The organism is Morganella morganii (assembly GCF_019242955.1).
Lineage (GTDB): Bacteria > Pseudomonadota > Gammaproteobacteria > Enterobacterales > Enterobacteriaceae > Morganella > Morganella sibonii.
This window is the reverse complement of sequence record NZ_CP066129.1, coordinates 2,448,144-2,462,227: the sequence shown is the minus strand read 5'-3', so window position 1 is coordinate 2,462,227 and position 14,084 is coordinate 2,448,144. Positions and strand designations below refer to the sequence as shown.

Genomic DNA, 14,084 nt, shown 5'->3' with positions numbered 1-14,084 from the left:
TATCGGAGAAGTACAGGGTACTTCTCCGGTGTTATTTATATTATTCAATATTGACTGTACTTATTTTGTTTCCAAAAAAATCGTGTTTTTCACGTGATTTAAAAATATCACTATTTTTGTATTTGATATTATATTTCCCCTTAAAATCCATGTCGCCCCGGTATGCTATCTTTCCCGTACCACCGGTGATGATGCCTGTATTTTCTATTGATACATCTGTTGTTTCGAAATCCATGTCGCCGATTATTTTCCCGGAGTTTTTGAATTTTACTCCGATCAGTTTAGCACTTAGTAAACCGGCATGTATTTCAGTATCTTTGTTAATCGTGATTTTAGGTGCGCCGGGATATTTATCATAGGTATCTGAGATTGTCTCAATATGAAGGTTGTTTGCATATAATTTACTTTTATCCATATTGATATTACTGCTGATTAATGTTGTGTTATCAAAGTTACCACGACGCTTTGCGCCGGATATATTCAGTTCACCGCCATTATGCTCTATCTGTCCGGGCCAGATATCATCCCAGTCATCAACAGGGCTTTTCATCCGGCCCGTAATAAGATGGTTATATATCGTGCCTGATATCTTAAATTTATTGCTTATGGTAATTCCGTTAGGATTAATAATAAAAAGATGAGCCTTATTATGGGTGACTCTGATATCACCTTCCAGGCGGGAAATATCATCAGAAACAACCTCGGTAATGATATAGCGGGCATTGATTTTATTATTTATTTTTAAACCATTGAGGCCAACATTGAACTGTTCAAAAGTGACATGGGATTCACGGTCGTCACCTTTTTGTTTCAGTATCAGTTCGGGTTTTTTATCACCGGCAATAATTTCAGCTGCCTGGTTTTTGATTTTTATTACATGGCCTGAAGGGTAGGTATATACTGAGCCTGCAGTTGTATCGCAAGTAAAAATCAGAGCGGATAGTAATAGTGCTTTTTTATTAATCATTATTTATTCCTTGGCATAAAAGAGGGGAATCCCCCTCTTTAAATAGAGATTCTAAATGCTATAAATTCTCATCATAATTGTTAGTGTAATTAATCAGAACTCTTTATTGTTCGTATTGACCATGTAGCCATTATTTACAATTTTTGATTTTAAATGTATACCTGCTATTCTGCCTTCGATTCTGCCATTATTCGTCATGTCAGTTTCCATCAGGTTCAGGTCAATATCTCCTGCATGTACTATTGATTGTTCATCAATCATTATATTGCTTCTCTCTGGTGATTCATACGTCATTTGAGTAATGCTATCAAACCGAAAATGGTCAGCGGTAACATAACTGCTGGTAATATCAATGTTTTTGCTGCTGACTCTTAATTTTTCAGCAATTTTATTTTTAATATTTCTGATTATCAATTTATTATCACCTGAAGAGCGTCCGATAATATGGTCATCAGAAATCTTCTCAATTCCGACGACCAGGTTGGCAGAGGCAGTATTTAAGAAGCTGCAATCAGCTTGACAAACAATACCGTTAGGATTAACCAATGTGAATTTAGCTTTTTTCCCTTCAATGCGGATCTCACCATTAAGTTCAGAGGGTGACTGAGAAATAACTTCATTAATAATCGTGTCAGCCCCGATGTGGTTATTGAAAGTCATACCTTCGCTACCAACATTAAATTTGTCATAGCTAATGTGTGACAAGTTTGAATTATCTTTTTCTGAAATAGTAACCACACTCTTATTTTCGTGATGGCTGAGTTTCGCAGTATTATTCACAATACTTATGTCTGTCGTATTTGCCAGAGCAAGTGATAATGGTGATAAAACTAAAATTGAGAGTAACAGTCCATTTTTTTTCATGGTATATCCTTTTGTTTTATTTCGGGTCTTAGTGTATTTTTATCACAAAAAATGTTGGGTTGTGACAAAAAAATATGATGGTGACGATAATATGGTTTTTATTTTAAATTTAATTAAAAATATGTGGCATATGGGTTTTTAGAAAATTATATTTTGTCTATTTCCGGTGAATTTAGTATTTATATTGTTGATTTTTGATCCGCTATTGCCGGTGATGTTTCCATTATTTACAATGTCCGAGAATAATAACTTAGCATCTATTTTCCCGCTGACTATTCCATTGTTTACAAAATTAGTCTCCAGTATTCTGATATTAATTTCATCGGCTTCTATCTTTGATTGTTTGTCAATCGTTATTTTCGCCCTTGATAGTGTGTTATTTAGATAGTTGTAAGTATTATAGATAGAAATTTCATCAGCAGTTATATGGCTTTTTTCTATTTCAATATTGGGACTATCAAGAATTAATTTTTCTGCGATTTTTTTTGTTGTATTTTTAATTACTAATTTATTTTTACGGGCAAATCCCCCGATAATGCGATACGGAGTAAGCATTTTTCCTCCGACAACCAAATTCGCAGAGGTAGTATTTATGAAATGACAACCGGAGTTACACACAATGCCGTTTGGATTGACCAATGTGAATTTAGCTTTTTTCCCTTCAATGCGGATCTCACCATTCAGTTCAGAGGCAGACTGAGAAACTACTTCATTAATAATCGTGTCAGCCCCGATGTGGTTATTGAAAGTCAAACCTTCGCTGCCGACATTAAATTTATCATATTTAATATGCGATAAGTTTGAATTTTCTTTTTCTGAAATAGTAACCACACTCTTATTTTCGTGATAACTGAGTTTAGCAGTGTTATTTACAATACTTATGTCTGTCGTATTTGTCAGAGCAAATGATAATGGTGACAAAACTAAAATTGAAAGTAATAGTCCATTCTTTTTCATGATATTTCCTTATGTTGAATTGAGCGTATTTTTTACCACAAACAGACGAGTTGTTGTAATTAAATAATTGGAATATAAACCATATGGTTATTATTTTAAATTTAATGGTTTTTTATTCTTGTGATGTATACATTCTTTAAATTCATCATTATCTGTCACATAATTAATATCTATTTTGATGTCGTTATTAGGCATTTACTCAGGGAGCATGCTGTGATTTTTTTTGGCAGGAATGTTGCGGGAATAAACAGCCAGTCCGGGAAGGTAAGTATCTTTGTTATTTTCTGATTTTGAGTTTCTGCATTGTTAAATAACAGATCGGAATGTGTTAATGAAGTGGATGTTAATGAATTAAGAATGTTTTATCTTTAATCAGATACTTCAATCAGCAGTGTTGTTATTTTTTGTGGTACTTCTGTCAGTAAAAAAATTTTATTGAATCCAATATTAACATGGCTGTAAGCAATGCCATTATTAATAAATGTACTGTTTACAGCGTTTGGATTTCCTGATGATTTTTTGAACGATATCTCCATTACAGACATCCTTGTATAATATTTGTGTATTATGCGGATATTAATTTATCAGCCCCGGGGTCAGATAAAATATCAGTAATCATTTGAATCACGCAGGTGAGGGTGTTTTATGTAATCATCTGCATTTTGAATTATAAGTTGTGAAACGTTACAAAAAAGAATTGTTGCAATTTTCTGCATCCGGTGAGGTTTTGCCGGGAACGGGTTCATTTAGCCGGTGAATTTATGTTAAACTAGTCATGTTTGTTCACCCGTTGGCCGAGGTAACTCTGAACACGCCATCACAACTGTCACTACCGCTCTCTCTTCCTGATGATGAGACTTTCAACAGTTTCTACGCGGGGGAAAATGCATCGTTGTTATCCGCTATTCAGACGGCGATCAATCAGCCGCACGGCAGCTATCTCTATTTCTGGTCCCGCGACGGGGGCGGCAAAAGCCACCTGCTACATGCCGCCTGTGCGGAAGTCTCTTCCAAAGACAGGGCGGTAGGGTATGTCCCGCTGGATAAACGCGCCTGGTTTGTGCCGGATGTACTGGAGGGGATGGAGCATCTGTCGCTGGTCTGCATTGATAATGTGCAGTGCATTGCCGGTGATGAAGAGTGGGAAATGGCGCTGTTTAATCTCTATAACCGGATTCTTGAAACCGGCAGAACCTGTCTGCTTATCACCGGTGACCGGCCGCCGCGGCAGATCCCGCTGCAATTACCCGATCTGGCTTCCCGGCTGGACTGGGGGCAGATTTACAAACTGCATCCGCTCAGTGATGACGAAAAAATTCAGGCACTGCAGTTGCGGGCAAAGCTGCGCGGCTTTGAACTGCCGGAAGATGTCGGGCGCTTTATCTTAAAACGCCTCGACCGTCAGATGCGCACACTGTTTGATATGCTGGACAGGCTCGATCACGCGTCAATTGTCGCGCAGCGCAAACTGACGATCCCGTTTGTCAAAGATATCCTGCGGTTATGATTGTCAGTTAAGTAACGCGATGATGGTGACTCCCCACTGAAGTACCATGCAGAGTGAGCCTTGCTGGAACAGCCGCTTTGTGCCGCGCCAGCGTTGCGAATAGTCAGTATGATGTGCTCTGCCCGGAAACAGCGTGGTCAGCGATTCATCAAAAACGCCGGTATCGTCAGATTGGGCAAGGCGGCGGAACAGATGATGATCCAGCCACAGACGGAAGATAAAATACGCGCTGCACAGCAAAAACAAAATTCCCGCCGCCATCGGATACTCACCGGAAAATCCCGAAATATAAAGTAAAAACTGTGTCAGAAAGGCCAGTAACGACAATGCAGCCAGGAAACGCCAGCCTGCGGTAAAAATGATAATAATCTGTTCATCATGAGGTCTGTTATTCATTGTTTTTTCCGTAACGCGCTGCCCAGCGGGTCAGGGCGGCAATTGTCTGTTCCCGCAGAACAATCTGCGGCCGGGCCTGTCTGACCGCGGCCAGTGCCTGTTCCACATTGTCTGCCAGTCCGGCGCGTATCAGCCACGCGACCACGACCGTGGTACTGCGGGTGTAACCCAGTTTGCAGTGTACATAAACCTGGCCGGAGTGTGCCAGGCGGCTGAGATTATTCACTGCGGATTCGATCTGTTCCTCTGTCAGCGGAAACAAATCCAGCTGCGGCTGACAGTGATAAGCCAGCCCGGCAGTATAGCGGCTGCGGGGAAACTCTCCGGTCATATCGAGTACGGCGGATGCGGCCAGTGGTGCCGCCGGATAACCTCCCAGCGCAATATACTCATTCACTATACTGGTGTGACGGCACTGTTTTGCATACCAGTAATAACTGATCTGCGCCGCAAGCCGGTAAGGGAGCAGCAGGAGTGCCGCAGACGGTGAAATCCGTCCGGCACTGTCTTTTTGAAATACAGAAGCGCCGGCACCGAGATAACCCGCTGTGATACATAAAAATGTCAGCGCAGGCCATAACAACCACCAGCCCTGACCACCGATAACAACTGCCGCGATGGTCAGCACCAGCGAAATAATGGCGTACCGTCCGGCCAGCTGATAACCCCGGCGGATACGGTGCGGTGACCACTGCCAGCGTGTGCGGATAGGAAGAAGATAACTTATCACCACACCGGCGGCGGCACCGGTGATCACATCAATAAAATGGTGCTGCCAGGTTGTCAGCACAGATATTAAGATCAGAATTGACCACAGATGCAGAAACCAGCGCCACTTCTGCGGTGTGTGAGCGCGGAAACGCAGCCACAGCAGCCACAGCAGAATAATATGCAGCGAGGGAGCCTGGTTAAATGGCAGATCAAACATCTCAAGCTGATCAAACATCCATCCGGCGGTCCCGTCCGTCTGCGGGCGGGGAAAACTGAATTTCAGCGGGAACAGCAGAAATCCGGCACAGGCCACCAGTGACGCGCCCACCAGCCGAAGCCCGTGGATACACTGTTCGCGCAGAGAAGTGCAGATGAACAGGGATAATCCGTAGAAGAGATCGATGCTCCAGTACGGAATAATCGTCCACGGCAGAAACGGAATGTGTGTTTCCCAGCCGAAAGCAAAAGAAGGCACTGACGGCAGCGAAGCCGTATAAGTATTGACCTGCCCGTAGGTCAGAAAGAAGAAAGGTGCCAGAAACAGCAGCCAGAGCAGAGCAAATCCCCACCGTTTACGGCGGGAGGCAGGCAGCGGCAGTGCGGCATCAGCCATAGTTTTTCATTCCCTGTAAAACAGAAGATGCGCGGCAGGGCGCATCTTCATCAGTAGTATGACAACAATCAGCGGCGTCTGGCGACTGAGACACTGAAAATACCCCAGTTATCAATCAGCTGATCCAGTTTTTCAAACCCGGCTTCATCGACCAGTGCATCCATTTCCCCCTGGCTGCGGCAGCGCATGACCCAGGCTTTGCCGCCCTGGTGGCTCGGCAGTACGCGGGCTATCATCTCAACCTGCGGGTGCCACGGTTGGCAGGTGTAAACAAGATAACCACCGCTTTCAATGGCCTGCGCCAGCCCGGCGAGGGAATCACGCAGCAGGTGGTTTTCCGGGAACAGTTCATATAATCCGCTTACCACACCGAGGGTCGGCTTTGGTGTGACCGCCGCTAAATCCGCAGTATCAAAGGCATTACCCTCTTCAAAACGGATTTTGTTTTCCAGGAAACGTTCTTTGATTTGCAAACGTCCCTGTTCCACGTTGATCGTGCTGTAATCGCGCATCAGAACAGATTCTATCCGGCTGTAATCATTTATCGCATCAAAGAGATAACGACCCTGTCCGGCAGCGATATCCATAATCCGTACCGGCTGCCCGGCGTCCTGTAATGTCCGGATAGTACGGCGCAGGATTTTCTCAATATTCACTTTGCGCTGGCGAATTCCCTGCCAGCCGATGCTGTTAAGATACTGACGGTCAACTATCCGGCCGAAAATTCCTTTGCCCTGAGCCTGGTTACGGTAGACATAATCCAGTGTGGAACCGGAATCGAATCCTTTGTCATAACCGATACTGACCCCTTCCGAGGCTTTTCCGAGGGTGGACATCGCTTTGCTGAGCAGTTTATAGCCGATATTTTTCGGGCAGTACTCCGGCAGCGGCGCCTGTAATTCACGATAAGCATCCGCTCCGGCGCTGCATACATCTTCAAACCGGTAGTCGTGCTGATAGCGCGGCTGCTCAAACAGCGTGGTGACAAAGCGGCGGATTTCTGCCAGCGGGATATGGCGATCTTTTTCGCCCAGGGTATCGTGATAGAACCCCGGCAGAATATGTTTTTCTTTATACGGGGTGTTGAGCCGCGCATAGAACTGATCTTGCGGCTTTCTGTGTACCACATGGTCACTGCCGGAGATAAACAGCTGTGTCGGTACGGTGATTGCGGCGGCATCCGCCACCAGTCTGTCAGCCGTCTTGTAGAGTTCCAGCAGGATATTGACGGCAATCGGCCGGGTGATTAAAGGATCGCGCTCAAAGGAGGCGATGCGCACCGGGTCGTGGGTCAGGAATTTGGCTTTGACATAAGAGTTAACATAAAACAACCCGCGTATTTTCTGCATCAGCGCCAGCCCGCTGCGGGCAAACGGCACATAAAGTTTGACTTTAAAAGCCGGTGAGGCCAGAACCAGCCCGCGGATTTTCGGTGCAAAATCATGCACCCAGCCGCTCAGTGTGACTGCGCCGACACTTTGTCCGAGCACAACCATGTTTTCGACCGGAATTTCATATTCGGATGAAATGAAATTGATAAATTCATTGATATCACTGATAGATGTGCCCATCGACGGGCTGTAGCCTCTCGGACCGTCATTACGGCCATGACCACGGGCATCCCAGGCAAATACGGCGAAATCAGGTAATGACAATTCATCCGCCAGATGTGCGACGCGGCCTGAATGCTCATGACCCCGGTGAAACAGCACAATGGCTTTCTTTTCCGCTGTCGCGGAAGGCCAGTAACGGAAAAATAACCGCTGCTGATCACTGGTGGTGAAATGAGATTCAACAGATTCACGCTGAGTCGGATAATCAGAAGATACACTCATAATCAGTCCTTTTGAGATGCGCTTTGTTGCGCAGATTCCTGCAACGCACGCCGGATACGGTGATAGCAGGTGAGAAACAGCAGGGCGGCAAAGACCGCAAACAGTACCGGAAAGAGAACGGAATCAAGGGACGCAGGGAAGAGTGCTGCCCATAACCCCAGAGCGCCGAACAAAAAGGCGCGGTCACTTTTTCCGGCAGGGCCGTCATAGCGGCGTGATGCCCCGATAGTTTGTGCCAGTACACCGGTAAATTCAGTCAGTACAGAGAGAAACAGGATCAGCAGTATCCAGATGGCTGAACCCGGGAACAGCAGGACAAACGGGAAGTAAAGTATTGTATCGGATATCACGTCGCTCAGTTCATTGAGGATCGCGCCGAAGCGGCTTTTCTGGTGATGTTCACGCGCCAGCATACCGTCAATGGCATTCAGCGCCATCCGGATAAACAGAACCGGCGGCAGAATAAGAAACAGGCGCGGATCGGGAAACAGAATCAGTATGAAACCGGTGAGCAGGGAAAGAAACATTGCTGCCAGCGTGACCTGGTTGGCGGTGATCCCGGCATTAAACAGGCGGGCGACAACGGGACGCAGTAAGTTCTGAAATTTTGGTTTTAAATCATAAATGGTCATTTTTTTCCCTGATAATACACAGTCAGTTATCCATATTATCAATACGTTATTCTGTGATCGCTGCAATAAGAGTTTTCTTAAGTTAATGTAGCATGATGACGGAACTGTGTTGTTACAGAGTAGGACAGTCAGGGACGGGGAAAGTTTCGGATAAAAGAATTACCGCCGTTAATACGGCGGTATAGCAGGGATCAGCGTGAGGTGATCAGGGAAATATTCTGACGGATATCCGTCAGGCGATCTGAGTCAGTCAGTGGCTTGCGGGCCTTGAAAATGACATCGTTACCTTGTGCGGTATTGATAACGACGGGCAGCGTTTTGCGGTGAGAATAGAGTGATGTATTGGTTGAGCTGCATGCCAGGCACACCACACCATTCGGGTTGACGATCAGCAGGCTGGCCTTGCCGCCTTTAATAAAGGTATTACCGCGCAGACGGCTTTTATTTCCCCCGATCACCTCATTAATAATAGTTTTGGCGTTGTCCTCATTATCGATAGTCAAACCTATTTTGCCGACATTATAGTCGGTGAAAATATTGTGGGAAATGCCGCGGCGATTCGGAGAATTAATGGACAGAATCGGTTTTTGATCGGGGCCCGTGGTCAGGGATGTTTCAATTTCCGGGTTAACCGGGGCCACACTGATTTTATCACCATTCTTGTAGGCGTATTCTGTCAGTTGCTGCCCGGCAACGGACTGGGCGGAAAATAATGCAGCAGAAATTAATGATAACGCAGTCAATGTCTTTTTCATGATTTATTCCTTTAATCATTATATTACGTGTTGATAACCGACGGGATTGTAACAGTCGTAATAAATGACGATTTCATAAAAAGAACATGGCGGATTTATATACGGGCGAGTATCCCCGGCGGGCACCGGGGACGGAAAGTCAGGCTCAGAGAATCTCCAGCACCTGCTCCGGCGGACGGCCGAGGCGGGCTTGTTTGCCTTTAATCACCACCGGGCGCTCAATCAGTTTCGGGTTGTCATGCATTGCCTGAATCAGTGCTTCCTGATCGGTGACGGCGGCCAGTCCCAGTTCACTGTAAAGTGCTTCTTTGGTGCGCATCAGTTTGCGGGCATCATCAAATTTCAGCTCGCGGAGCACGGTTTTGATTTCCGCCACTGACGGCGGCGTGTCCAGATAGAGCACTACCACCGGTGATACCCCGTTTTCTTCCAGCAATGCCAGGGTTTCACGGCTTTTCGAGCAGCGCGGGTTGTGCCAGATAGCGACAGTATCAGTCATCGTATTCCTCATTATTTAAATTGTTTGAATTGCAGCTGTAACTGGCGGATCTGGTCAATCCGCGCATCATAGCGGGCCTGATCATAACTGCCGGGTTTGGCCTGCCTGGCGGCTTCGGTCAGGCTGCGGATAGCGCCGTCAAAATTCCCCATTAAGTTCTGATATTCCGCACGGGCAGCCAGTTCATCCGCCCGGCGCCCGGCTTTCCCGCCTGCTTCGGCCAGCAGATCCCAGCCGCTCGGATCTGACGGATGGTCAAAGGTGTAATTGCGCAGAATCCGGGTCGCTTTATCATATTGTTTATTCTGAATATAGGCGTTACCGAGGTTTATCTGATACACCGAATTACCCGGTTCACGCTTCAGGGCATTTTCCAGCCGGGTTACCGCCTGCGATGTTCTGTTCAGACCGATATCGACGTCCGTCATCACATCAATAAACCAGACATTCTCCGGGTCTGCCGCCAGTAATTTCGTCAGAATTTGTGAGGCAGGCTCATATTTGTTGTCACGGTAAAGCAGAATGGCGCGGGCATAGTCAGCCGCCATTTGTTCCTTACTGTTACCTTTGCTGTAGTTTTCGATCATCTGATCAGTGGCATTGCGCAGCGGTTGTCCGCCGTACATCGCCATCGCCCGGGCGCGGGCCAGCAGGAAGTCAAAGGATTGCGGCGGGTTTTTGCGCGGCATCTGTCCGGCGCGGCTGCGTGCATCGGCCAGACGGCTGTCCGGCAGGGGGTGGGTCAGCAGCATTTCCGGCGGCTTGGAGCTGTAGCGGGACATATCCACCATGATGGTCATAAAATCCGGCATACCCTGCGGATCAAACCCGGCACGGCTCAGTGTACCCATACCGATACGGTCCGCTTCCTGCTCGTTGGATTGTGTAAAGCTGATCATATTCTGCTGGATCCCGGCCATGGTGGAAGTCATGGCAGCTGCCCCGACCGGGGTGCCGGTCATCAGCAGCAGGATAGAGCCCAGTGTGGCTGCCCAGGCCAGCGGTGCTTTGTTCTGCTGATCTTCCATCATCCTTGCCAGATGGCGCTGGGTGACGTGGGCGATTTCGTGCGCCATCACGGAGGCCAGCTCACTCTCTGTCAGACTGTAGCGGAACAGTGACGTGTGCAGCACCACATTACCGCCGAAGAATGCAAAGGCGTTAATATTCGGATTGGCAATCAGGAAAAAGTTAAACGGGGTTTTGACCGAATCCGCGTTTGAGACTAAACGCTGGCCGAGTTTATTGATATATTGCAGTAAAACAGGATCATAGACCATCGGGGAACTGCTGCGGATCATCCGCAGATAAAAATCCCCCATCAGATTTTCCTGTCCGATACTGAGCGTACCGCCGGCAGTGGTGCCGATTTCCGGTAACGCATCTTCAACGGCCGCCTGTGCGGCAGGCAGAACCGGGAAGGTCAGAGCAAGACTCAGTAAGACGGCTAACGGTTTTTTCAGAAACGTATTCATAGGATGACGCTTTCCCCGTTGATTATCACTGGTAATAATTCGTGTATCATAGCAAACACTCAAGTAAAATCCTCACACAGTCTGCCCGGTGGGCAGGATTTGTCATATTTTTGCCGCTAACCCCGGGAGCAGAGTCATGTTAGATTTAATCATTCAGTGGTACCGACGGCGTTTTGCCGATCCGCAGGCAGTTGCTTTGACCGTGATTTTACTGGCGGGTTTCGGAATTATTTATTTTTTCAGCGGTATCTTAGCGCCGCTGCTGGTGGCGATTGTGCTGGCATATCTGCTGGAGTGGCCTATCCATCAGATGGAAAAGCGCGGCTGCTCGCGCAAACCGGCGATTATGCTGATCCTGACCCTGTTTATCGGCATCAGTGTGCTGGTGATCTTTATTCTTGCACCAACGGTCTGGGGGCAGGGGCGTAATCTGCTGCTGGATATGCCGACGATGTTCAGCCGTTTCAATGAGTTTGCCCGTGAACTGCCGAACCGTTTCCCGGCTCTGATGGATGTCGGGCTGATGGATATGATCCTCGATAATGCCCGCAGTAAGCTGCTCTCAGTCGGGGATTCGGTGGTGAAAATGTCACTGGCATCGCTGGTGGGATTACTGACAATGACGATTTATCTGATTCTGGTGCCGCTGATGGTGTTCTTTTTACTGAAAGATAAAGAACAGCTGCTGCGCGGTTTTCAGCGCATTCTGCCACGTAACCGTTCACTGGCCGGGAAAGTGTGGGTGGAAATGAATCAGCAGATCTCCAACTATATCCGCGGCAAAGTGACGGAGATGATTATTGTCGGTGTTTGTACTTATATTGTCTTCGCAGTGGTCGGTCTGAACTATGCGCTGCTGCTGGGTGTACTGGTGGGATTGTCTGTCCTTATCCCGTATGTGGGTGCAGTGATTGTGACAGTGCCGGTAATTCTGGTCGGGTTGTTCCAGTGGGGACTGGATTCTGATTTCTGGACGATGTTTATCGCCTATCTGGTGGTACAGGGTCTGGACAGCAATATTCTGGTGCCGGTTCTGTTTTCCGAAGCGGTGAATCTTCATCCGCTGGTGATTATTCTGTCCATTATTATTTTCGGCGGATTGTGGGGATTCTGGGGCGTCTTTTTTGCAATTCCGCTGGCGACGCTGATTAAAGCAGTGATCAATGTCTGGCCGGAGGAAAAAATAGTGCAGGAACCCATTTTGGATAGCACACCTCCGGAACAGAAGTAATATTGTCAGAATAAAACAGTCAATTGAGAAAGACACCTGAAGTGACCCCGATAACCGGGCAACCAGTTATCGGGATTTTTTGGTGTTACAGCGGATTTAACTCATGGCCATTGACGTTGTTTGCTGCTTCGTTATGATTGACACGAAATTGGTATTTTGGATCACCGGTCAAATCATTTTCAGGGGAGCTTGCCATTAAACCCACCTCACCGGTCATTTTGAAATGTTGACGGATCGCCATTGAACCGGAATTACTGAAATTGGCATGCATCGCATCATAATCGAAAGTTTTTGTGATTAATGACGAAGATTTTCCTGTATTGACAAAGTAAAACCCGTCGCCCGGTGTGTGTATGACAATGTTATCGGCAGTAATTTTCCCTGTATTTTTCAGGTGATTTTTATTAAGTCCTTTCATCGTGGCAAGAATACTTTTTTCATTATTGAAATATTTAAACACCACGGGATTATATGATGTTACATTCAGGCCCTTTGCAGAAAGGGAACCGGAGTTAGTAAACTGGTTTGAACCGTATAAATTAATATTAACATGCCCGGCTGCGACTACTTTCGTATTCTCAAATATACTGTTTCTCATGTTAATAGTCAGATATTTGGCACGGAGTGGCGTGTAGTACCGCATATTAAACTGACTGTGCAGAAGATTAATATATGCAGATCCTGCGTTAATTTCACCCTCTTTGTTAATAAAACTGTCTTCGGCCGATATATATAGTTTTGCAGGTGTCAGAACAGAGTCGTAGTCAATGGTTATTTCCCCGGCCGGCTGCCACTTTTTTTCTTTCACATACCGGTTATGAAATGCTGTTATCAGACTGGTATCTTTAATTTCCGGTTTGTAGTTGTTATCCTGAATACGGTTTACCGGCTTATAAGCATACTTGTACCCGGTGAAACCACTCATGAGTACTAATGCGTCAGGAGCCAACTTAGAATTTTTTATTTTGATATTTTTGGCGAAATCATTCATAACAAGCGTACGGTTTTCTACCGTGGTATTAAAATACGCAATATCGCCCGTTATATTGCTGTATCCTGCCATTTTATCATTTTCATAGATAATTTTACCGGTCGCTTTAACGAATGCATTAACATTCGTGACATCGCACTGATTGCAGTTAATGCCGTTCGGGTTAGCAATGATCAGGGTGGCTTTATTAGCCAGTACGTTAATATTGCCGCGCAGCCGGGTAATATCCGGACCGGTTACTTCATTAATAATTGTCTGTGCGGCATTCTTATTATCAATATTCAGGCCACGCCGGCCCACATTGAATTCCGTAAAATAGTTATGGGAAATACCATTGGCATCCGGTGCGGTAATGGAGAGTGTCGGTTTCTTTGTATCTTTCGGAATACGGATGTTCACGCCTTCTGAGCGCTCATCAACGGTAATTTTAAAGCCTTTCTTTTTGTATTCAAATTCCGTCACCGGGGCGGCAAAAGCAACCACAGGGGTGAGTGTCAGTATAGCAGCGGTGAGTCGTGTTATTTTCATTCAGAATCCTTTTCAGAGAGGTGACATCATGTCGTCCGGAAAGAAACTAGCACAGTGTGACTGGCGGGGAATATCAGGAATCGACACTATCGTGCATATCATCCTGTATGGTTGAAAAATAAA

14 protein-coding genes are annotated in these 14,084 nt (G+C 46.3%); 3 read left to right on the top strand and 11 right to left on the bottom strand.

What is annotated here, in order from left to right:
- Positions 1–40: 40 nt before the first annotated feature.
- From JC793_RS11445 to JC793_RS11435, 3 genes are all read right to left on the bottom strand, one after another.
- On the bottom strand, positions 41–967 hold the full coding sequence (locus tag JC793_RS11445) for a two-partner secretion domain-containing protein (RefSeq protein ID WP_218426236.1): 927 nt from the start codon (positions 965–967) through the stop codon (positions 41–43).
- A 93-nt stretch (positions 968–1,060) separates the two neighbouring features.
- Entirely contained in the window at positions 1,061–1,831 is a 771-nt protein-coding gene (locus JC793_RS11440; protein WP_218426235.1) for a two-partner secretion domain-containing protein, read from the bottom strand.
- Positions 1,832–1,969: 138 nt separating this feature from the next.
- Positions 1,970–2,788: a two-partner secretion domain-containing protein gene (locus JC793_RS11435; RefSeq protein WP_218426234.1), complete on the bottom strand. Its 819-nt coding sequence runs from the start codon at positions 2,786–2,788 to the stop codon at positions 1,970–1,972.
- Positions 2,789–3,578: 790 nt separating this feature from the next.
- Here JC793_RS11435 and hda point away from each other — a divergent pair.
- Positions 3,579–4,295, top strand: coding sequence for a DnaA inactivator Hda (gene hda / locus JC793_RS11430; RefSeq protein WP_112550905.1), 717 nt, complete (start codon positions 3,579–3,581; stop codon positions 4,293–4,295).
- A gap of 3 nt (positions 4,296–4,298) precedes the next feature.
- On the opposite strand, the gene JC793_RS11425 is transcribed toward hda, so the two are convergent.
- The 7 genes from JC793_RS11425 to bepA form a co-directional block, all read right to left on the bottom strand.
- The gene (locus JC793_RS11425; protein WP_166708066.1) at positions 4,299–4,691 is read right to left on the bottom strand and encodes a hypothetical protein; all 393 of its coding nucleotides are present in this window, start codon (positions 4,689–4,691) and stop codon (positions 4,299–4,301) included.
- A complete protein-coding gene (locus tag JC793_RS11420) occupies positions 4,684–6,015 on the bottom strand; it encodes a dual specificity protein phosphatase family protein (protein ID WP_218426233.1) in 1,332 nt (443 codons plus the stop codon). Before JC793_RS11420 ends, JC793_RS11425 begins: the two co-directional genes overlap by 8 nt.
- A 68-nt stretch (positions 6,016–6,083) precedes the next feature.
- Positions 6,084–7,850: a bifunctional alpha/beta hydrolase/class I SAM-dependent methyltransferase gene (locus JC793_RS11415; RefSeq protein WP_218426232.1), complete on the bottom strand. Its 1,767-nt coding sequence runs from the start codon at positions 7,848–7,850 to the stop codon at positions 6,084–6,086.
- 2 nt (positions 7,851–7,852) lie between these two features.
- Complete coding sequence (locus tag JC793_RS11410) at positions 7,853–8,482, bottom strand: CDP-alcohol phosphatidyltransferase family protein (RefSeq protein WP_218426231.1); 630 nt, start codon at positions 8,480–8,482, stop codon at positions 7,853–7,855.
- Positions 8,483–8,673: 191 nt separating this feature from the next.
- Complete coding sequence (locus JC793_RS11405; protein WP_218426230.1) at positions 8,674–9,237, bottom strand: two-partner secretion domain-containing protein; 564 nt, start codon at positions 9,235–9,237, stop codon at positions 8,674–8,676.
- Between the two features lie 145 nt (positions 9,238–9,382).
- Positions 9,383–9,736 carry an arsenate reductase (glutaredoxin) gene (gene arsC, locus JC793_RS11400; RefSeq protein ID WP_166708061.1) on the bottom strand — a complete coding sequence of 118 codons (354 nt, stop codon included), beginning with the start codon at positions 9,734–9,736 and terminating at the stop codon, positions 9,383–9,385.
- Positions 9,737–9,747: 11 nt separating this feature from the next.
- On the bottom strand, positions 9,748–11,211 hold the full coding sequence (gene bepA / locus JC793_RS11395) for a beta-barrel assembly-enhancing protease (protein ID WP_107678846.1): 1,464 nt from the start codon (positions 11,209–11,211) through the stop codon (positions 9,748–9,750).
- A gap of 136 nt (positions 11,212–11,347) precedes the next feature.
- Here bepA and JC793_RS11390 point away from each other — a divergent pair, with 136 nt between their 5' ends.
- Entirely contained in the window at positions 11,348–12,442 is a 1,095-nt protein-coding gene (locus JC793_RS11390; protein WP_218426229.1) for an AI-2E family transporter, read from the top strand.
- A gap of 85 nt (positions 12,443–12,527) precedes the next feature.
- On the opposite strand, the gene JC793_RS11385 is transcribed toward JC793_RS11390, so the two are convergent.
- The gene (locus JC793_RS11385; RefSeq protein WP_247717370.1) at positions 12,528–13,832 is read right to left on the bottom strand and encodes a filamentous hemagglutinin N-terminal domain-containing protein; all 1,305 of its coding nucleotides are present in this window, start codon (positions 13,830–13,832) and stop codon (positions 12,528–12,530) included.
- On the opposite strand from JC793_RS11385, the gene JC793_RS19610 reads away from it, so the two are divergent.
- A complete protein-coding gene (locus JC793_RS19610) occupies positions 13,786–14,076 on the top strand; it encodes a hypothetical protein (RefSeq protein ID WP_247717377.1) in 291 nt (96 codons plus the stop codon). The two genes, JC793_RS11385 and JC793_RS19610, sit on opposite strands and share 47 nt — an antisense overlap.
- Positions 14,077–14,084: the final 8 nt, after the last annotated feature.